Raw genomic sequence first — 19958 nt, forward strand, 5'->3', positions numbered from 1 at the left:
GCGACAGCGCGGGAAGGGGCCGCGCTCACTCCCAGACGCTGGGGGCGCTCGCCCGCGTGGAGGGAAGTCGGGATGCCGCGGCCCAGTCGCGCACCCACGGCTCGACCTCCGGCATCCCGTCCATCGCTCCGATGACTGCGAACAGTTCTTCGTGCGGGAGCGTGCCACCCGACTTGCGCATCATGCGCGAACGCACGATCGCCCGCGTGTAGACCTCACCGTCGACGACGACGCGGTGCTCCATGTAGACGCCGCGATCATCGTGCCCCAGCATCCGCGATTCGACGTCGAACCGCTGCCAGAGCTGCAGCGACTTGCGGAACGTGACGGTCTCGGCCGACACCACCGCGTACCAATCGTGGGCGCGCATGGTGTCCCAGAACCCGGTGCGCACGAGCAGGTCCCAGCGGCCGAGGTCGAACAACGAGAGATAGCGCCCGTTGTTCATGTGCATGAGGATGTCGATGTCGGTCGGCAGCGTCGTCAGCCGGATGCGGCTCACGCCGTCCATCGCGAGGGTGTCGCCGCGGCGCAGGCGTCGTCGCGCGCGCAGGTGGATGAGGATCGTCCGCCAGATGACATTCACGAACCGGGATCGTACCGGGTCGCCGCCGATGGACCGATTCGATTGGCTGTCATCGACAACGGCGGCGGCCCGATGCATCGGCGCTCTGCGGGCGCGCGAGCTCAGGTGCGCTGACCGTCGCCCGACCGCGCATGTCGTGCCCGATTTCCCCGTTCGCGCCCGGCCGCGTAGAGTCTGGCCATGGACGCCCAACTGCAGACAGACATCGTCGTCCGTCCGGTTCGCGACGTAGACGCGGAAGCCCTCGGACGAGTGCACGCCACCTGCTGGCACGAAACGTACGACCACCTCATCAGCAAGGCCGCGCTCGAGAGCGTTTCACCCAAGCGCCTCGCCGAGCTGTGGACCCACTGGGCCGTACAGGGCCCCGAGTTCAAGATGAGCGCCGCCCTCATCGACGGCGAGATCGTCGGCTTCGTCGGATCGGGCCCGGCCCGCGACAAGGACGCCCCGCGCAACCGCGAGCTCTACTTCATCTACCTGCTGGCGAAGTACCAGGGCACCGGCATCGGCCGCCGCCTGTTCGACGCCGCGGTCGACGAAGACGAGCCTCTCTACCTGTGGGTCGCCGAGGACAATCCGCGCGCGCACCGCTTCTACGAGCGCAACGGCTTCGCCCTCGACGGCGCACGACACACCGAGCCCTTCCTCGGTGAGCAGCTCACCGAGGTGCGATTCGTCCGCTGACCGTGTTGCAGATCCAGGCCCTCGAGGGCATCCCTGAGATCACAGCCGGCGACGACCTCGTGGCGATCATCGCCGACGCCGCCGGCGACACGCTGCGCGACGGCGACATCGTCGTGGTCACCTCGAAGATCGTCTCCAAGGCCGAAGCACGCACGGTCCAGGCCGATGACCGCGAAGACGCCATCACCGCCGAGACCGTGCGGGTCGTGGCATCCCGCACCTCCGAGTCGGGGCACGTGACCCGGATCGTCGAAAACCGGCTGGGTATGATCTCGGCTGCCGCGGGCGTCGACGCATCGAACACGCCGCAGGGCACCGTGCTGCTGTTGCCGTTGGATCCGGACGCCTCTGCCCGTGCCATCGCGACCGGCCTGCGCGAACTCCTCGGGGCGCGGGTCGGCGTCATCGTCTCCGACACCCTCGGCCGGGCATGGCGCGAGGGGCAGACCGACGCCGCCATCGGCGCCGCCGGGGTCGCGGTTTTCGAAGACCTGCGCGGTCAGACCGACGCCGAAGGGCGCCTGCTGGTCGTGACGCAGCCGTGCGTCGCCGACGAGATCGCTTCGGCCGCCGAACTCGTCAAGGGCAAGGCGGCGCGCCGCCCGGTTGCGATCGTGCGCGGCCGCGGCGATCTCGTCGGCGACCTCGACCTGCCCGGCGCCCGCTCGATCGTGCGACCGGCAGAGCGCGACATGTTCCGCCTGGGTACCGACGAAGCCTACGACCAGGGCTATGCCGCCGGCGTCGAGGAGATGTGGGAAGAGCGCGACACCGCCGGGTGAGTCGCGCTCTTCGCCATCGTGGTCCGCCGGGCGCTCAGCGCCCGCTCGATAGGATCACGCTGCCGGCCGAGACCTGCACGCGCACGGTGCTGGCAGCGCCCGGCACCGATCCGATCCGGTTCTCGAAGCTGCCCGCGTCGGTCTCCTGCGTCACGTCGTACTGCCCCTCGGGCACGACGACGTCCATGCTGCCCGCGCTGGCCGACAGTGTCATCCGCTGCGGCTGCGCACCGGTGAAGCGGGCGTCCATCCGCCCCGCATTCAGCTGAAGGTCGGCGCTGCCGACATCGGCGAGCTGCAGATCAGCGCTGCCGGCGTCGATCTCGGCCGAGACCGCGTCGGCCGACCCCTTGACCTGCAGGCGTCCGGCCCCGGCCGAGACCGTGAGGTCACCGAACTCACCGTCCGCGGTGAGCGCCCCCGCCGCCAGATCGAGATCGGCATCCACCCCGGCCAACGACTGCGGCAGACGCAGCACCGCCTGGCCGTTGTGCGCGCCGAACCAGCCGAACCACGACCAGAAATGCGCGTCGGGCGAGGCGACCCGCAGCGCGGAGCCGTCCTGGCGCAGGGTCCATCGGTCGGCGCTGACACCACCGGTGACCGTGAGCTCGGCCTCGTCGATAGCGGCGAACTCCACCCGCATCGAGCCCGCGCCCATGTCGACGTCGATGTCGTCGACCCCCGCAACCGGGATCGCACGGCTGGTCGTCTGCTGCGCGGCGGAGGCAAGGGTGGATGCCGCAGCGCCGCCCGCCGACCCGACGGCCAGTGCGCCGCCCAGCACTATTGCGACGATCGCGACGGCTCGTGCTCCCTGTGTCGTGCTCATCGGTTCTCTCCTGCCTGCGGCGCGTCGCCGCTGTGTGCGATGTGGGCGAGCGCTGCCAGCACCCGCCGGTTGCCCGACTCATCCTGGTCGAGCTCGAGCTTCTGGAACACCGAGGTGATGTGCTTCTCCACGCTGCCCTCGGTGATGTACAGCGTCTGAGCGATGGCCTGGTTCGACTTGCCCTCGGCGATCAGCGCAAGCACCGTCGCCTCGCGGGCGGTGAGCCGCTGCATCCGCTCGTCCTGCGTACGGCGGCCGAGCAACTGGGCGACGACCTCGGGGTCGAATACCGTCGCGCCGCCCGCGATCCGCTCCACTGTCTGCAGAAAGTCGGCGACATCGGCCACCCGGTCTTTGAGCAGGTATCCGAGGGCTCCGCCCCGCCCGGCGATGAGGTCGGCCGCGTAGCGCTCCTCGACATACTGCGAGAGCACCAGGATCGGCAGCTCGGGGTGCGCGGCGCGCAGCCGCATCGCCGCCCGGATGCCCTCGTCGGTGCGGGTCGGTGGCAGCCGCACATCGAGGATGCACAGCTCGGGCTTGGTCTCGGCGACCGTCTCGTCAAGTTCGTCGGCATCGGGCAGGGCCGCGACCACGTTGTGGCCGGCGTCCTCCAATAGGCGCATGAGGCCCTCCCGCAACAGGACCGAGTCCTCGCAGATCAGTACGCGCACGGCACACTCACCTCCACCGTCGTGGGTCCGCCGATGGGGCTGGTGACCGTCAGCGTTCCGCCGACGCCGAGCACCCGGTTCGACAAGCCGTCCAATCCCCCACCCGGCACGACCGTCGCACCACCGATCCCGTTGTCTTCGACCCGCGCCCACAGGATGCCGCCCTCGCGCTGCCGGACGATCACCCGGCACTCCGCGGCGCGTGAGTGCTTGGCCGCGTTCGTCAGCGACTCGGCGATCACGTAGTAGACGGCGGTCTCGGTCTGCGGGCTGCACCTCTGGGTGAGCCGTGAGTCGAGTTGGACGGGGATCGGCGAGCGCGCGGCGAGGGCCGACAGCGCAGCATCCAGCCCCCGGTCATCGAGGATGGAGGTGTGGATGCCGCGGGCCAGCTGCCGCAGCTCGGTGATGGCGGCCTTCGTCGAGGTGTGCGCCTCGGCGATCAGCTGCTTGGCCGCTTCGGGGTCGTCGTCGATCTTCTGCTGGGCCATGCCCAGCGTCATCCCGACCGACACCAGTCGGGGCTGGACACCGTCGTGCAGGTCGCGTTCGATGCGGGTGCGCTCGACGTCGGCGGCACGAACGGCACCGCCGCGCTGTGCCTGCGCGGTACGCGCTTCGGCTGCGAGCTGCACTTCGCGGGACGGGACCAGGATCGCCCGGGTCAGCACGCCGTGCAGGGCCGCGAGACCGATCAGGCCCGCGATCGCGACGAGCGCGGCGATGATGCCGACGCCAACCGCCCACGGTGCGGGCACGTCCCACCCGGCGCCGCGCAGCGGAATCGTGTCGGGGTCGCCGGGCACGAGTGGTGTGAACACCATCGCGACGCCCGACGCCATGATCGACAGCAGCGAGAGCGTCGCCCACCCGAGCATCGCCGACACCGCCGCGCTGCCGATGCCGCGCCACATGCGTCCATCGCTGAACTGCAGCCACACCGTGCGCAGCCATCCGGTGAAGCCGGGGCGGCCGCTCGTGCGGGCGGGAAGGGGCGCAATGCCGAATCCGTAGAGGCCGTCGACACGCGCGGTCTCGAGCCATGCCAGCGCGAACATCGCGTAGACGAGGCCGAGCAGGACGATCAGGCCGATGCCGATCGCGAAGAGCAGGCCGATGCCCGCGGCCAGCAGCGCGAAGAGCACGCCGAAGGCGATCGCCCAGGCGACGCCCACGGCGGCCATCTGTGCGATCGCCCCCAGCACGCGCGTCGGCGTGAACAGCCGTGGCGTCTTGTCGGTCGTTGTCGAAGTCATGCTTCAACGCTAGGCCGTGGCATCCACCCGCACAGCGTGGGGATCTGCAGACCTGTGGTGGGGATATCCCCCGGTCAGCGCTCGCTCACGTTGCCGAACAGCTTCGCGATCGGCGCGAGCACGAGCGGGCGCGCCGCGACCCACCCGGCGACGACGAGGACCATGGCGCCCACGAAGAACCAGAAGCCGGTCCAGCCGTGGCCGGGGTTCGACGCGAACATCGCGTTCAGATTGTGCAGGAAGCCGGTCGTCACCACGAGCGTCACGTGCGCGACGATGAACAGCACGAAGAAGATCATCGTCGGGAAGTGCACCGCACGGGCCCACTCCACCGGGTAGATCTTGTTCAGCGTCTTCGCATTGCTCGGCCACACACCGCTCATCCGCACGCCGGTGATCGCCGCGAGGGGGGCGGCGAGGAACACGACCGCGAAGTACGCTATCTGCTGCAGGCTGTTGTAGTTGACCCAGCCGTCTTCGATCGGCCAGTCCATCGACAGATACTGCAGGCCCGCCGACAGCGCATTCGGGAAGACCGACCAGTCGGTCGGGACCAGGCGCATCCACTGGCCGGTCGCGAACAGCAGCACGACGAACACGGCGCCGTTGACCAGCCACAGGATGTCGAGCGACTGGTGGAACCACAGGTTGATGCTGATCTTGCGGCGCGGATTGCCGCGGGTGCTCCAGAACGCCGGCGGGCGCTTCTGGTGCCGCACCATGAGACCTGACCGGATGATCAGGACCATGAAGAAGATGTTGAGGAAGTGCTGCCAGTTCAGCCACGCCGGGAACCCGACCGGCGCCGATTCGGGCAGCTCGTACGCGCCGGGGTAGGTCGCGATGAAGCTCTCCATGAAGCCCAGGCTCAGGAACCAGCGGGTCAGCATGACGAGCATTCCAGCCGCGCCGACCAGGGCGATGACCGCGACGATCGCGGCGCCGACCCACTGCCCCGTCGTGAACGGGCCGTGGCGGGCCGGCTCGGGGGGTGTGATCGGCTTGCGCGTGGCGATCGTACGGGCCCGGTCAGCCTGCCATCGCTCGGCCGCGGCGCCGGCGTGCACGCTGCTCGTGAACGGCAGAGGTGCGAGCGCGGCCGGTGCGGCGGGCTCCGCCGCGGGTGCCGCGGCAGAGGTGGATGCCGGGGGTGCGGCGGCAGTGGTGGATGCCGCGGCTGCGGCGCCCGGGCGCGGTAGGCCCGTGCGGCGGCCGGTACCGGTCGTTGAGCGAGGCCCGGAGGGCCGAGTCGAAACGTCCTCGGCCGTTGCGGGCCCTGCCGTCGTTTCGACTCGCTGCGCTCGCGCGGCGCCCGGCTCCGCGGCAACGGCCGGCGCAAAACCGGCAGGTGGCCACGGCTCGCCGCCCTTGGTGCGGGGCAGGCCGCGACGCAGGGCGGTGTCGGAGACAGAGGTCCCTGAGCGCGGGCCGGGGGCTCGAGACGAAGGGCCGGAATCCGCGGCCGCCTGTGCGGCGGCTGCCAACGGCGCTTCGTCTCGCGGCTGCGCCGCTCGCTCAGCGACCCGGGGTTCGGCTACGAGCGCGGGCGCGACCTCAGCCGGGGGCCAGGGCTCTCCCCCGGCCACGCGCGGCAGGCCGCGGCGCAGGGGCGCACCCGCACCGCTCGTTGAGCGACGAGCGGAGCGAGGAGTCGAAACGTCCTCGGCCGCAGCGGGCTCAGCCGTCGTTTCGACTCGCTGCGCTCGCTCAACGACCGCCGGCGCGGCGGCCGCGGCATCCACCACCGTCTCGGCCGGATCGGCGACCTCGACCGGCGCCTGCCCGGCGGGCGGCCACATCTCGCCGTCGGGAGTGCGCGGCAGACCGCGGCGAACCGTGCGCGCGTAGGTCGCCACAGCTACTGCTTCCGCGCCTTGAGCGTCTCGATCAGCTGCGGCACGACCGTGAACAGGTCGCCGACGACGCCGAAGTCCGCGATGTCGAACATCGGGGCATCTGCGTCCTTGTTGATCGCGACGATCGTCTTGGCGGTCTGCATGCCGGCCTTGTGCTGGATCGCGCCGGAGATGCCCAGCGCCACGTACAGCTGCGGCGACACCGAGACGCCGGTCTGACCGACCTGGTACGACTGCGGCACATAGCCGGCGTCGACCGCGGCGCGCGAGGCGCCCACGGCGGCGCCGAGCACGTCGGCGAGCTCATCGACGAGAGCGAACTTCTCGCCCGAGCCCAGCCCGCGTCCGCCGGAGACGACCTTCGCGGCGCCGCGCAACTCGGGGCGGGTGGAGGTCTCGGTGCTCTCCTGCACCGCGGTCACGGTCGCGGCCTTGCGTCCCGACGGGGTGACCTCGAGCTTCTCGACGGCGGCCGGCTGCCCCTCGGCGCGCTCCTCGACCGCGCCCTGGCGCACCGTGATCACCGGAGCGCCGAAGGTCGCCGCTGAATCGGCGTTGAACATGCCGCCGTACACGGCGTGGTGGGCGACGATGCCCTCGTCGTCGCGCCCGACACCGACCGCGTCGACGGCGAGCGCCGAGCGAGTGCGTGCGGCATAGCGGCCCGCGACGTCGCGCCCATCGACCGAGTGCGAGATGAGGATCGCGTCGGGCTGCACCTGGTCGGCGGCAGCCGCCAGCGCGTCGACGATCGGAACCGTCAGGCCCTCGCCAGCGGCAGGGGCGACCAGCACGCGCGCCGCGCCGAGGGCTGCTGCGGCATCCCCCAGCGTCTCGTCGCCCGCAACGAGCGCGACAGGCGTGCCGATGGTGGATGCCGCGCCCAGAAGGGCCGCCGAGGACTTCGCCAGCTCGCCCGACGGAGTGGTGTCGAGCAGGACGAGAATGGAATCTGCAGCGTAATCAGCCATGTCGCTCACCTCAGGCCAGTCGGTTCTGGATCAGGAACTCGGCGAGTTTCACACCCGCGTCGCCCTCATCGACGATCTTGGTGCCCGCCGAACGCGCGGGTTTCTCGCTCACCGCGATCATGATCGAGCGGGATGCCGCCGGGTCTGCGGCATCCACCCCCAGATCGGCGAGCGTCTTCGTCTCATACGGCTTCTTCTTCGCCGCCATGATGCCCTTGAAGTTCGGGAACCGGGCGTCGGGGAGGCGCTCGGTGATCGAGATGACAGCAGGCAACTGGGCCGTCACGTTCGCGGTGCCGCCGTCGATCGCGCGCTCGCCCGACACCGCCGTGTCAGTGATCTCGACGCTGTTCAGACTCGTCGCCTGCGGCACATCGAGCAGTTCGGCGATCATCGACGGGAGCACACCGCCCGAGCCGTCCGTGGACTGGTTGCCGGCGATCACCAGGTCGAAGCCGATCTCGCGGATCGCGGCGGCGAGCGCCTCGGCGCTCAGGCCCAGGTCGGCGCCCAGCAGCGCCTCATCGACGATCTGCACCGCCGTTCCCGCCCCCATCGCGAGCCCCTTGCGGATCGTCGCCTGCGCCGACTCGGGTGCCATCGACAGCACGACGACCTCGGTGCCCGCGTTCTTGTCGGCGTAGCTCAGCGCGACTTCCAGGGCGCGCCCGCTGATCTCGTCGAGCACGGACTCGCTCGCGGCGCGATCTGCGAGCCCCGTCTCGAGATCGAGCTTGCGGTCCCCGTACGTATCCGGGACTTCCTTGACCAGGACGATGATCTTCATAAAGGCAACTCCTTCGGCGGGTCCGAGTCTAGCCAAGCACGGCGAATGTACCCAATCTCGCGGGTTCGACCGGGAAAATCCCCGTGACCATCCGGTCAATGTATACATTCCACGAAGGGACATGCGTCTGCGGAGAGTTGTTTGTGGGGTTCGACGAGAGTAGATGCAACGACATGAGGCCCGGCGATTTCCGCCGGGCCTCATGTGTGTCTTCGCGGTCAGGCGAACAGGCCTCCGATCGCCGGCACGGTCAGTGCCGCAACGTAGTAGCCCATGAATTGCACGCCGGTGTGCATGGCGAACAAGCGGTTCATGAGTCCACCGACCAGGCCGACCGTCACCGCGACCAGAATGGCCACGACGCCGCCCTCATAGAGGCAGATGACGGCGATCAGCCCGGCGAAGGCGCCGATGATCGCCTCGTGCGATACGTGCCGCATGATCCATGACGCTGCACGATGTGCCTGCGTCATTGCGAACGGGTATGTGATCAGCAGCGCTATGATCACCGCGAGCAGTCCTACCCCGAGGAACTGCCACGGCGCCATGAGGTCGTGCAGGTTGTGCGTCGCACCGGTCTCGGTATCGATCGTGAACACCGGCGGTGCGTTGAACAGCGGGTTTGCCGGTCCCGCCGCCATCGGTGACAGGGGCAGTCCGATCGCGATGAGAGGGATGAGGGTCTCGGCGATATACGTCGACTCGGTCGTGCCGTTCTTCACAGCCATGAGCGTCGTGAGGCGCCGATAGCCGTTCTTGATGCGGCCGCCGAACAGCTCACCCATCATGACGGTCATCGCAACAGGTGAGAAGACGAAGGTCGCACTCGAGACGGCCGCCGCTCCAGCGGTGCCCCAGAACTGGGTGCGATCGAGCACCTTCGCGGGGTTCGGCATGCGTCCCGACCACGTGCGCACATCCGCGGCCAATTCGAAGACCCGTGGACCGGGTCGCGCCATACTCCGCCGACCAGCAGGCGTCGACGCGAGTACCAGGTCCGCAATGAGCGGACCGGTCGCGATGCCGAGGAAGAAGCTGATCGACAGGCCCTTGCCGAGGATGTCACTCGAGAACTGCTGCAACCCCACGATGATGAGCACGAATGGCACGAGCGCGATCAGTGCGCCCCAGCGTCCCTTCGAGAGGACGGCGATGAGCGCGGCTGCGGCGAGGAACAACCAGGGTGCGACAGCGCTGATCGCGTCGGAGAACGGCGTGATGATCCACGCGAACAGCACCGCCAGCGGCACGGCGATGAGGGCCGCCATCACCCCACCGGAAATCGCCTTGCGGAGCGCGATGTGGGGCACGCCCAGTTCGCGTAACATCTGCGCATCACGCAACAGGGGAGCCGCCATCGTATCGCCGGGGATGCCGAGCAGCGTCGTCGGGATAGCGTGGGTGACGTGCTTGGCGGCGATCGACGCCATGAAGAATGCGAACACGCCGGCCGGCGGAACCCCAAGCAGAATCACGAGCAGCGTGAGCGGGGCGACCGTCGCTGTCTCGTCCGTACCCGAGACAAGTCCGATGAGGGCAAAGACGATCGCACCAAGCAAAGCCATCCCAAGCGCCCACAGCGTGGGTTCGAGCAGCGCGGTCATGCGCGCTCCCCGATCTCGACGGCCGCGCGACGGTTCTTCTCGTGCTGTGCCTTCAGATCTTCGTACAGCCCGAGCTCCTTCACCTCGGCGAGCGCCGCCCGCGGGAGTTCGTCGGGGTCGCCGAGCGGGCCGATCTCGGCCTCGATGGCGTCCATCGCCGCTTCGCGCGAACCAGTGTGCTCGGCGCCAATCTCGACGATGCGCTTGGGTTTGAACAGCCGCGCGGCGACCACCGCCGCGATGATGCAGCCGGCCAACCCGACCAGCAGGGCATAGCTATGTCCGACGGCGCCGTCGGCCAGCATCCCGAACAGCCAATCGGCGATCAGATAGACGGGGACGGCGATGCCGACGCCCAGGATGATCGAGATGAGGAGATGTCGTTTGTCGACGGTATCTCCCCAGACCTCCAGATAGCGGTCTTCCACAGGGTGTTCCTCTCTAACGGGTCAGCGCCGTTGCGACTCGAGATGTGATGGGCCGCTGCAAGACGGCCGACAGCCAAGCGCTCGTCTCGACGACAGCATCGAGATCGACGCCGGTGCGGATGCCAAGCCCTTCGAGCATCCAAATGAGATCGTCCGCGGCGAGATTACCGGTCGCGGACTTCGCGAACGGACAGCCGCCGACCCCACCGGTTGCGGCATCGAAGGTGCGCACGCCTTCCTCCAGCCCGGCGTACACATTCGCCAGAGCCGTCCCGTAGGTGTCGTGCAGATGCAGCGCCACATCGGTCACGGCGATCCCCGAACCGGCGAGCAGCCGCACGATGTGCTTGACCTGGCCGGGGGTGGCCACGCCGATGGTGTCACCGAGCGACAGCTCACGGATCCCCCAGGTGCGCATCTCCGTGGCGAGGCGCACGACCTCGCCGTCGGCTACCGCGCCCTCCCAGGGGTCACCAAACACCATCGATAGGTAGCCCCGGACGCGGACCCCGTCGGCGACAGCCCGCCGCGCGATACACCGCACTTCCTCTTCCATGCGGGCACGCGACGCGCCGAGGTTCTCACGGGAGAAGGTCTCGGTGACGCTGAGGAAGACCGCGATGTCATCGGCGCCGGCAGCTCGGGCATGTTCGAAGCCTGTAGCGTTCGGGACGAGCACGGGCGTGCGCGCCGGCAGATCCTTCACCCGCGCGAACACGTCGGCGGAGTCGGCCATCTGCGGGACGCGTTCGGCGCGCACGAAGCTGCCGACCTCGACGACGGGGAACCCAGCGCGCACGAGTCGCTCGATCAGCTCGACCTTGTGCGCGACGTCGAGCCGCGTCGCCTCAGACTGCAGACCGTCGCGCGGTGCGACATCCCAGATCTCCACGTCCGCTGGCAGTGCGCTGTCGGCAACGCGCATGGGAAGGCTGTCGTCGCGGCTCACCGCGCACTTCTCCGCTCCGCCAGGACCTGCTCGGCGACGTCGGTCCTCACCGCGCGTCGACGCACCAGCTCGGCGGCGACCACGTCGATCTCCTCACCAGAGGCGCCGGCCGCGACCGCGACGTTGCGGGCGTGGAGTCCCATGTGCCCGCGCTGGATCCCCTCTGCGGCGAGCGCGCGCACTGCGGCGACGTTCTGCGCGAGTCCGACGGCGGCGATCAGCTCGCCCAGCTCGGCAGCAGTCGTGACTTCAGTCATCACCACGCCGGCGCGAGCGGCGGGATGGGACTTCGTGGCTCCGCCGACCAGCCCCACAGCCATCGGCATTTCGAGAGTAGCGACGAGACGGCCGTCGGCATCCTTCTCGAAGCGGCTGAGCGAGCGATACTGGCCGTCGCGAGCCGCGTAGGAATGGGCGCCGGCTTCCACGGCGCGTGTGTCGTTGCCGGTCGCGAGGACCACGGCCGTGACCCCGTTCATGATGCCCTTGTTGTGCGTCGCCGCCCGATACGGATCGTCCACGGCAAGGCGGGCTCCTTCGATGATGTCGTCGACGACGGCTGGCCCGCCGATCTCGTCAGGATCGATGACGACCCGTGCCCGCACCACGCGGCGATCGGCGAGGTTGGTGAGAATGCGTAGCAGAGACCGGCCCCCGGTGATCTCGGCCAGGCGCGGAGCGATGGCCTCTGCCATTGTGTTGACCGCATTGGCGCCCATGGCATCGCCGACGTCGACCACCAGATGCGCGACCAGGTGCGGGGCCGGTGATGCATCGATCACACGCACCAGAAGGTCTCGTGCGCCGCCGCCGACCTCGACGAGTCTCGGGTCCTGCGCATCTGCAAGATCGAGGATCTCCTGCCGCGCCTCAAGAATGCGCGCCTTCGCGCCGAACGGGTCAGCAACCTCCAACAACTGCACCTGAGCCTGCATGAGCGGCTCCGCAGCCGTCGTGACGATGCCGCCCGTCGGGCGCGCCATGCGCGCGACGTTGGATGCTGCGGCGATCACCGACGGCTCTTCCGTCGCCATCGGGATGAGAACCTCACGTCCGTTCACAATGAAGTTGGTCGCCACGCCGACCGGCACACCGAGCTGCCCGATCACGTTCTCGACCATGCGGTCCGCCTGATCCATCGACAGGCCGCTGCCCTCCAGCGCACGGAGAGCGTCGGAGTCGAGGCCGATCGCCTTGATGACGGTGACCCTGCGGTCATCGACCGCACTGTTTCGCAGACCGCTGAGACGAGAGGTGGTGGCCACAATGCATCCTTTCCTGCGGGCGTCTTCGCCGCAGCCCTCTCAGCAAAGCAAGTCCGGTCCGACGCCTACAGGTCCAGATCGGCCACAAAGCAGGCGCAGAAAATGTCCGAGACGCTTACCGTTCGGTGTAGCCGAGAAGGCGGCGGGCCCGCTCCACGCGCACGGCGAGTTCGAGACGGAATCGAGCCTCCGGGTCGTCGACCACCATCCCCAGCAGCGCCCGCAGTCGCGCAAGCCGCTGCTTGAGAGTGTTCAGGTGGATATGCAGCTTCCGGGCTGTCGCGCTTGCGCCCCAATGCTCGTCCTGCAACGCGACGAGCGTGTCGAACAGGGTTGAACCGCCGGGGCCATCCCACGCGATCACCGGCGCGAGCGTCGCCTCGACGAACTCGAGCAGCGCTCGCGGATCGCCGTCGGTGAGCAGCGCATACGGCGCGAGCAGCTTCGCGTCAAGAACGCCCGAGATGCCCAGCCCCCTTGCGAGCTCCGCCGTGCGCCGCGTATGACGTGCCTGGCCGGATGCCTCCGCGAGATTTCGATGCCCGCGCACCACGACCAGGGGCGCGACCTCGGCGAGCGCCGTTCCACGACCCATCGATGCCGACTCCGCTTCCGGCACGAACGCCACGACACCATCCGGGATCTTCGTCACCAGACGATCGGCGACCGCACGCAGGGCGCTGACGATGCGACCGCGATCGCCCACCGCCGACGGCACCACCACCGTGCACCAGGGAGCGTCGATCGGTAGACCGCGTGCCGCAGCGCGCCGCAACGCCGACCGGCGGCTGCTCTCGGTCTCCAGCAGATCGGCTGCGAGCTCTCCTCGCACGCGTTCTTCCGCGTCATCCACGGCGTCGCGGCGCAGAAGGACGAGCGCTGCCGTCAATGCTGAGCGTTCGACGGTCCGCTGCTCGACATCCGTCATCGGGGCCGCACCCCGCCCCACCACGAGCAGGGCTGGCCGGTCTGCACCCGCCGGCACCGGGGCGATCATCTCGACTGCACCGCCGTCGAGCACGACTCCACGGCCCGACACGGCAGCGTCGGCTGCGGCATCCTTCAGCGGCACGGCGGCGTCCACCAGGCTCGGAGGCCCCGCTATGGCCTCTCCCTGCGCGATCATCGCCACGTCTCGCCCAAGTGCTCCGGCCAGCGCAGCGACGATGTCGGCGGCGGGATGCCCCCGCACCACCAGTTCCGTGAGCTCAGCATGCAGTCCAGCGGCCCATTCCGCCTGCTGCTGACGCCACGTCGCCTCCGCAGAGGCCTCGGTCGCTGCCGCGAGCAACCGCGCCACATGCAGAACGAGTGCCGCATGGCCGGCGAACGCACTGAGGAGCGCGATCTCTTCCGCGCGGAACGAGTGTGGGGTTCGACTGGCCGCGAAGAGAACCCCCAGAACCTGTCCGTCCACCACGAGCGGAGCGCCCACGAGCGCACGCAGCTGGTCTTCTGACACGATCTGATCGATGGTCGAGTCGTGCGGCAGGCCGGTCATCTCGCGGTAGTCATCCACGCTCTGCGGGCGACGGGTGCGGACGATGTGACTCGCCAGGCCAACCCCGGCTGGCACCACCATGCCGGCGAAACGGGGCGAGATCGTTCCCGTCTGTGCGCGCACGTAGAGCTCGTCCGTGGCGGGCTCGTACACCGATAGATACGCCACATCAGCATCGAGCAACTCGTGCGCCCGCTCGACGATGCGCTGCAACAGAACCACTGTGTCATGTGTGCCCAGCAGTTCGCGGGTCGAGGAGACAAGGGCGCGGAGTTCGGCTCCACGGCGGCGGAGTGAGGCAGCCTGAGCTGAGAGGTCAAGCAGCGCGTCCTCCACCTCAGCCTCTCCGGCGGCGACGCTGGCGACAGCGGCAGCATCCAGCTGTGTGCCATCCGCGATCGCGCGCAGCGCCGCTGTAATCGGTGATAGGGCTTCTCGATCCTGCACCCGCCCATTCTCGCCGACGGCGCCCCACCCAGTACCGTTGATCCAGGAGGTTGCCCGTGGCCCGCGTGAAGAGACTGCCCGTCGACCCGATCGCCGAGGCGAAGCGGCAATGGCTCGCCCACGGATGGACCGACGCCGCGCCCGGTATGACCCTCGTCACCTCGATCATGCGTGCACAGCAGCTGCTGCTGGCCCGCGTCGACGCCACACTCAAGCCCTTCAGACTCACCTTCGCGCGCTACGAGTTGCTCACCCTGCTGAGCTTCACGAAGAGCGGAAGGATGCCGATGGCGTCTGCATCGCTGCGGTTGCAGGTGCACCCCACCAGCGTGACGAACACCGTCGACCGACTCGAGACGTCCGGGCACGTGCGGCGCGAGCCGCACCCCGACGACGGACGGGCGACCCTCATCGTTCTCACCGAGTCGGGCCGCGCTCTCGCGGAGCGCGCGACCGCCGCGTTGAACGCCGAGGTGTTCGAGCACCCCGGGCTCGAGCGCAGCGAGGCTGAAGAGCTGGTCGGCCTCGTGGCGCGCATGCGCCGGGGCGCCGGCGACTTCGACGACCCGCGCCCGGCGCCCGAGCCGCTCTGACGCGGCCCCGATGCGGTGCGGTGCGGTGCGGGGCGGTGCGGGGCGCCTCCTCCGCGAGCCCTGAGCCCCGGCATCCCGCCGCCCCTCCGCGAACCCTGAGCCCCGGCATCCCGCCCCTCCGCGAACCCTGCGCCCCGGCATCCCGCCGCCCCTCCGCGAACCCTGCGCCCCGGCGCTCCCTCCGCGAGAACATCCTTGTGCACGCTTCTGGTGCCTCAGGGCGTGCACGAGCGTGATCTCGCGCATCGGGAGAGCCGCCTCGGCTTCGAGACCCGGCGCGCCCGGCGCTTCTCCGGTCGCGCTGTCGTTTTCCCTGTTCGCGGGCGAATGACAGGGGCGGACGCGGATCGAGGCAGCGCGCGGCTGCTCGGTACCTAGTCTTGCCAGCTACCGGTACTCAGTGTTACTTTGTACCGGTAATCAATGTCACTGAGTACCGAGACGAGGGCACATGGGCAAGCAAGAGACCGAGATGCTCAAGGGCGTGCTCGAGGGCATCGTCCTGGCGATCCTCGCCCGCCGCCCGGCATACGGCTACGAGATCACGGCGTGGCTGCGCGACCAAGGCTTCACCGACATCGCCGAGGGCACGGTGTACGCGCTCCTCGTGCGCATCGAGCAGCGCGGGCTGGTCGACGTCGAGAAGGTGCCCTCCGAAAAGGGGCCGCCGCGCAAGGTGTACTCCCTCAACACGCAAGGACACGAACAGCTCAGCGGGTTCTGGACATCGTGGGGCTTCCTCACCGACAGACTCGCCCAACTCCACGAAGGAGAACGACGATGACGAACTTCATCGAGAAGATGGTCGGCGACTTCGGTGAGAAGCGCCGCTGGAAGGAATACAAGGCGCGGGTCAAGGCGCTGCCGACCCCGTACCGCACCGCGGTCGAGGGTGTCGAGCGCTATCTGATGCACAAGGGCGCGATCACCCGCGGTTCGACCCTGGTGAAGATGCTCGAAGACCTTGCCGACCTGTTCGAGCAGGCCGCGGCCGACGCCACGCCGATCCACACGATCGTCGGCGACGACCCGGTCGAGTTCGCCGACGCCTTCCTGGCCAACTACTCCGAGGATGAGTGGATCGCCAAGGAGCGCACGCGCCTGACCGACACGATCGCGAAGGCCGAGTCCGAGGAGGGCCGATCATGACCGCGCCCGCCATCGCCGTCGCGGGCATCGAGAAGTCGTTCGGCGACCTTTCCGTGCTGCGTGGCGTCGACTTCGACGTCTCACCTGGCACGATCTTCGCGCTGCTCGGCTCGAACGGTGCGGGAAAGACCACCCTCATCAGCATCCTGTCGACGCTGTTGAGAATGGATGCCGGAACCGCCCGCATCACGGATGCCGATGTGACCGCCGATCCGGCCGCTGTGCGGCAGGCTATAAGTCTGACCGGACAGTTCGCCGCCGTCGACGAGGTGCTCACCGGACGCGAGAACCTCGTGCTCGTCGCCCGCCTGCGCCATGTCCGCAGCCCGAGCGCCGTCGCCGATCGGCTGCTCGCGCGCTTCTCTCTGACCGAGGCCGGCTCACGGCGAGCGGGCACATACTCGGGCGGTATGCGCCGGCGGCTCGACATCGCGATGAGCCTCATCGGCGATCCGCCGGTGGTGTTCCTCGACGAGCCCACGACCGGCCTCGACCCGCAGGCGCGCAACGAGGTGTGGGACGCCATCCGCGACCTCGCCGCCGGCGGCACCACGGTGCTCCTGACCACGCAGTACCTCGACGAGGCCGAGCAGTTGGCCGACCGCATCGCGATCCTGCATGAGGGGCGCATCATCCAGAACGGCACGCTCGACGAGCTCAGGGCCTTGCTGCCGCCCGCGAAAGTCGAGTACGTCGAAAAGCAGCCGACGCTCGAGGAGGTCTTCCTCACCCTGGTCGGCACGACCCCGAACGGGGAGGAACGATGACCGGCGACATCCTGACCGACACGGTCACTCTGACGAGCCGTTCACTCCGGCACGTCACACGGAGTCTCGACACGATCATCACCACGGCGGTGATGCCGATCGCCATCATGTTGCTGTTCGTGTTCGTCTTCGGCGGTGCGATGCAGACCGGCGACGCTGCACCGATCGATTACATGCTGCCCGGCATTCTGCTCATCACGATCGGATCGGGCGTCGCCTACACCTCGTACCGATTGTTCATGGACCTGCAGGGCGGCATCTTCGAGCGCTTCCAGTCGATGCCGATCGCGCGATCGGCGGCGCTGTGGGCGCACGTGCTCACCTCGCTCGCCGCCAACGCGGTCTCGCTCGTGCTGGTGGTCGCCGTGGCGGTGCTCATGGGCTTCCGCAGCGGAGCGGGCGTGAGCGCGTGGCTGGCCGTGGCGGGCATCCTCCTGCTCTACACACTCGCGCTGACCTGGATCGCGGTCATCGCAGGGCTCTCGGCGAAGTCGGTGGACGGCGCGAGCGCCTTCTCGTACCCGCTCATCTTCCTGCCGTTCATCAGCTCGGCGTTCGTTCCCACCGACACGATGCCGGGGCCGGTGAAGTGGTTCGCCGAGTACCAGCCGGTCACGCCGATCGTGAACACGATCCGCGACCTGTTCGCCCAGCGCGCCGTGTCGGGCGACATCTGGATGGCGCTGGCCTGGTGCTGCGGCATCCTGATCATCGCGTACGTCTTCGCGATGCTCGCCTACCGGCGGCGGATGGGATGAGTCGCGCCCGCGCGTTGAACGAGCCGCAACAACGTCAGCCCGTGCACAGAGTCGGGATCCTGGGCGACACGCCGCCGTCATCGCGAAATGCACGGCGCGTCGGACAAAGTCCCCGACCATGTGCACGGGGAACGACCGGGCGCTACGCGCTGCGGCGCGCGGATGCCTTGCCATCGCCTGGCGATGCGGGGGCCGCGGCATCCCGCCCCTCCCCCGGCTCGACCCGGGGACCGTGGATCAGGAAGACGTCGATCTCGGGCGCGTCGGGGTCCTCGACCTCGTCATACTCGTCCAGGATCGCCTGCAACCGCTCGAGCATCTCTTTGCGGCGCTCCTTCGAAATGCGCATGCGCATCTGTGAGTAACCGGCCGGCCAGGGGCGCTCCTCGGGGTCTTTCGGCGGCGGAGCCGCGACGACCTTGGTGAGCGCGGTCATCAGATGGCGCATCATGATGCCGCCGACGAACTCGTCGGGCTGCGCCGACATGCGCAGTCCACCGCCGCGCGCCACCCAGGGCCGCTCCCGGCCGTCGTCGGTCTTCGGCGCGCGCTCGATGAGCCCCATCTTCGCCAGCTGCTTCAGGTGATAGCTCATGGCGGACGGAGTGAGACCGGTGAGCTCGGCCGCCTGGGTCGCGGTGAGAGGGTCTCCGTCGTAGAGGGCCTGCAAGACAGTCCAGCGCGCCGGATGCACCAGCGCACGCATCTGCGCGAGGTCGTTGACCTCGATCGGCTCAGCCTTCTTGCCCGCCATGTCGACAGTCTAGTTGCGCTCTGAGTTCATGAAACATATCCTTCATACTTGTGAAGCGTTCCTTTCAGAACTCGGTGTGGGCGATCCGCGATGCGCGCATCGCCCTCGTCGCCCGGGCGCTGAGTACCGCCGGAACCTCGGTGACCTCGATCGCCGCGATCCTGCTGCTGCACGACGGCGGAGTGGGCGCGCTCGGCATCGCAGCGTTCCTCGCCGCACTCGTGATCCCCGCGATCGCCACCATCGGAATCGCCGGGCGGGTCGCCGACACCATGGACTCGCGCACAGTGCTGGTGGTGGCATCCCTTGTCCAGGCCACCGCCGTCGTCGCCCTCGGCTTCTCGCACGACACCGCGATGATCTTCGTCACCGGCGTCGTCATCTCGCTGGCGCAGGCGTTCGAGCAGCCGACGTGGAGCGCACTGGTCCCCCGCATCGTCGGCGAAGACCGTATCGGTCAAGCAATCTCGTGGCAGCAGGGACTCGCCGCCGTCGCGTCGCCGATCGGTGCAGGGCTCGGCGGGCTGCTCGTGACCCTCGACGATGTGGCGTGGGGATTCTGGGTGGATGCCGCGACCTACGTCCTGCTGGCCGCAGGCGCTCTCATCATCCGGACGCGTCGCCATGGCGCCGTCGACGCAACGCCGACGGACGGCGTCGAAACGCCGAAGGAGTCGTGGACCGTCGGGTTGCGCGTCGTGATGCGCGACCGCATCCTTGTGCCGCTGTTCGGGGCGATCATCGTGTTCGTCGTGCTCGTCGAGGGCATCAACCCGGTCGAGGTGTTCCTGGCCCGCGATGCCCTCGAGGCGACCGACTGGCAGTACGGACTCAGCGAGTTCTTCGCCGGCGCCGGCGGCCTGATCGGCGCGGCCGTCGCCGGCCGCATCCACAGCAACGTCGTGCGTGCGCGCGCGGCCACGATCGGCTTCGGGACCGCCGCGCTGGTGATGATCGCCGCGGGCACGGCGCCGAGCTTCTGGGTGTACGCGGCACTGCTCACTCTTCTGGTGGCAGCTTTCGGCACCGGCAACGCGACCTTCGGCGCCCTGCTGATCTCGCGCACATCAGATCTGCAGCGCGGCCGCGTGTCGGCAGCGCTCAACGGCCTCGCCCGCAGCGGATCACTCATCGCCCTGGGCCTGGGCGGCGTGGGCAACGCACTGCTCGGTCCCCGCGCAACGTTCATCGTCGCGGGAATCGGCGGCGCCCTCACGATGGCGATCGCGAGCGTCGCCGTGCTGCGCGCACAACGGGCCGAGGCCGCGGCGCTCGTTGCCGAGGGCGATTAGGTCGTTGAGCGAGAAGCACA

General features: G+C 68.9%; 21 protein-coding genes. 8 read left to right on the forward strand and 13 right to left on the reverse strand.

Going from position 1 to position 19958, the window contains the following annotated elements:
• Positions 1–25: 25 nt before the first annotated feature.
• Positions 26–586, reverse strand: coding sequence for an acyl-CoA thioesterase (locus tag PU630_RS13625; protein WP_275277597.1), 561 nt, complete (start codon positions 584–586; stop codon positions 26–28).
• Positions 587–766: 180 nt separating this feature from the next.
• Between PU630_RS13625 and PU630_RS13630 the strand changes: the two genes are divergently transcribed.
• On the forward strand, positions 767–1273 hold the full coding sequence (locus tag PU630_RS13630; protein ID WP_275277598.1) for a GNAT family N-acetyltransferase: 507 nt from the start codon (positions 767–769) through the stop codon (positions 1271–1273).
• Between the two features lie 2 nt (positions 1274–1275).
• Complete coding sequence (cofE, locus tag PU630_RS13635) at positions 1276–2055, forward strand: coenzyme F420-0:L-glutamate ligase (protein WP_428981960.1); 780 nt, start codon at positions 1276–1278, stop codon at positions 2053–2055.
• Between the two features lie 34 nt (positions 2056–2089).
• On the opposite strand, the gene PU630_RS13640 is transcribed toward cofE, so the two are convergent.
• From PU630_RS13640 to PU630_RS13690, 11 genes are all read right to left on the reverse strand, one after another.
• Positions 2090–2887 (reverse strand): DUF4097 family beta strand repeat-containing protein, encoded by a 798-nt coding sequence (locus PU630_RS13640; RefSeq protein ID WP_275277599.1) that lies wholly within the window; start codon positions 2885–2887, stop codon positions 2090–2092.
• Positions 2884–3561, reverse strand: a complete 678-nt coding sequence (locus tag PU630_RS13645) for a response regulator (RefSeq protein WP_275277600.1) — start codon at positions 3559–3561, stop codon at positions 2884–2886. The genes PU630_RS13640 and PU630_RS13645 overlap by 4 nt, the downstream gene beginning before the upstream one ends.
• A complete protein-coding gene (locus tag PU630_RS13650) occupies positions 3549–4817 on the reverse strand; it encodes a sensor histidine kinase (RefSeq protein WP_275277601.1) in 1269 nt (422 codons plus the stop codon). Before PU630_RS13650 ends, PU630_RS13645 begins: the two co-directional genes overlap by 13 nt.
• Positions 4818–4891: 74 nt before the next feature.
• Entirely contained in the window at positions 4892–6673 is a 1782-nt protein-coding gene (locus tag PU630_RS13655) for a cytochrome b/b6 domain-containing protein (RefSeq protein ID WP_275277602.1), read from the reverse strand.
• A gap of 2 nt (positions 6674–6675) precedes the next feature.
• Positions 6676–7644 carry an electron transfer flavoprotein subunit alpha/FixB family protein gene (locus PU630_RS13660; protein WP_275277603.1) on the reverse strand — a complete coding sequence of 323 codons (969 nt, stop codon included), beginning with the start codon at positions 7642–7644 and terminating at the stop codon, positions 6676–6678.
• 10 nt (positions 7645–7654) lie between these two features.
• Positions 7655–8431 (reverse strand): electron transfer flavoprotein subunit beta/FixA family protein, encoded by a 777-nt coding sequence (locus PU630_RS13665; RefSeq protein ID WP_275277604.1) that lies wholly within the window; start codon positions 8429–8431, stop codon positions 7655–7657.
• Positions 8432–8649: 218 nt separating this feature from the next.
• A complete protein-coding gene (locus PU630_RS13670; RefSeq protein WP_275277605.1) occupies positions 8650–10035 on the reverse strand; it encodes a tripartite tricarboxylate transporter permease in 1386 nt (461 codons plus the stop codon).
• Complete coding sequence (locus PU630_RS13675; RefSeq protein WP_275277606.1) at positions 10032–10463, reverse strand: hypothetical protein; 432 nt, start codon at positions 10461–10463, stop codon at positions 10032–10034. Before PU630_RS13675 ends, PU630_RS13670 begins: the two co-directional genes overlap by 4 nt.
• 13 nt (positions 10464–10476) lie before the next feature.
• Positions 10477–11412, reverse strand: coding sequence for a hydroxymethylglutaryl-CoA lyase (locus tag PU630_RS13680; RefSeq protein WP_275277607.1), 936 nt, complete (start codon positions 11410–11412; stop codon positions 10477–10479).
• A complete protein-coding gene (locus PU630_RS13685; RefSeq protein WP_275277608.1) occupies positions 11409–12677 on the reverse strand; it encodes a hydroxymethylglutaryl-CoA reductase, degradative in 1269 nt (422 codons plus the stop codon). The genes PU630_RS13680 and PU630_RS13685 overlap by 4 nt, the downstream gene beginning before the upstream one ends.
• Before the next feature lie 115 nt (positions 12678–12792).
• A complete protein-coding gene (locus PU630_RS13690) occupies positions 12793–14625 on the reverse strand; it encodes a helix-turn-helix domain-containing protein (protein WP_275277609.1) in 1833 nt (610 codons plus the stop codon).
• A 56-nt stretch (positions 14626–14681) separates the two neighbouring features.
• On the opposite strand from PU630_RS13690, the gene PU630_RS13695 reads away from it, so the two are divergent.
• From PU630_RS13695 to PU630_RS13715, 5 genes are all read left to right on the forward strand, one after another.
• A complete protein-coding gene (locus PU630_RS13695; RefSeq protein WP_275277610.1) occupies positions 14682–15218 on the forward strand; it encodes a MarR family winged helix-turn-helix transcriptional regulator in 537 nt (178 codons plus the stop codon).
• Positions 15219–15669: 451 nt separating this feature from the next.
• A complete protein-coding gene (locus tag PU630_RS13700; RefSeq protein WP_275277611.1) occupies positions 15670–16002 on the forward strand; it encodes a PadR family transcriptional regulator in 333 nt (110 codons plus the stop codon).
• A complete protein-coding gene (locus PU630_RS13705) occupies positions 15999–16367 on the forward strand; it encodes a DUF1048 domain-containing protein (protein WP_275277612.1) in 369 nt (122 codons plus the stop codon). The genes PU630_RS13700 and PU630_RS13705 overlap by 4 nt, the downstream gene beginning before the upstream one ends.
• Entirely contained in the window at positions 16364–17134 is a 771-nt protein-coding gene (locus tag PU630_RS13710; RefSeq protein ID WP_275277613.1) for an ABC transporter ATP-binding protein, read from the forward strand. The genes PU630_RS13705 and PU630_RS13710 overlap by 4 nt, the downstream gene beginning before the upstream one ends.
• The gene (locus tag PU630_RS13715) at positions 17131–17892 is read left to right on the forward strand and encodes an ABC transporter permease (protein WP_275277614.1); all 762 of its coding nucleotides are present in this window, start codon (positions 17131–17133) and stop codon (positions 17890–17892) included. The genes PU630_RS13710 and PU630_RS13715 overlap by 4 nt, the downstream gene beginning before the upstream one ends.
• Positions 17893–18034: 142 nt before the next feature.
• On the opposite strand, the gene PU630_RS13720 is transcribed toward PU630_RS13715, so the two are convergent.
• Positions 18035–18646, reverse strand: a complete 612-nt coding sequence (locus PU630_RS13720; RefSeq protein WP_275277615.1) for a winged helix-turn-helix domain-containing protein — start codon at positions 18644–18646, stop codon at positions 18035–18037.
• A 50-nt stretch (positions 18647–18696) separates the two neighbouring features.
• Here PU630_RS13720 and PU630_RS13725 point away from each other — a divergent pair, with 50 nt between their 5' ends.
• Positions 18697–19938, forward strand: a complete 1242-nt coding sequence (locus PU630_RS13725) for an MFS transporter (RefSeq protein WP_275277616.1) — start codon at positions 18697–18699, stop codon at positions 19936–19938.
• Positions 19939–19958: the final 20 nt, after the last annotated feature.

Origin of the sequence: Microbacterium horticulturae, assembly GCF_029094505.1 — a bacterium.
GTDB lineage: Bacteria > Actinomycetota > Actinomycetes > Actinomycetales > Microbacteriaceae > Microbacterium > Microbacterium horticulturae.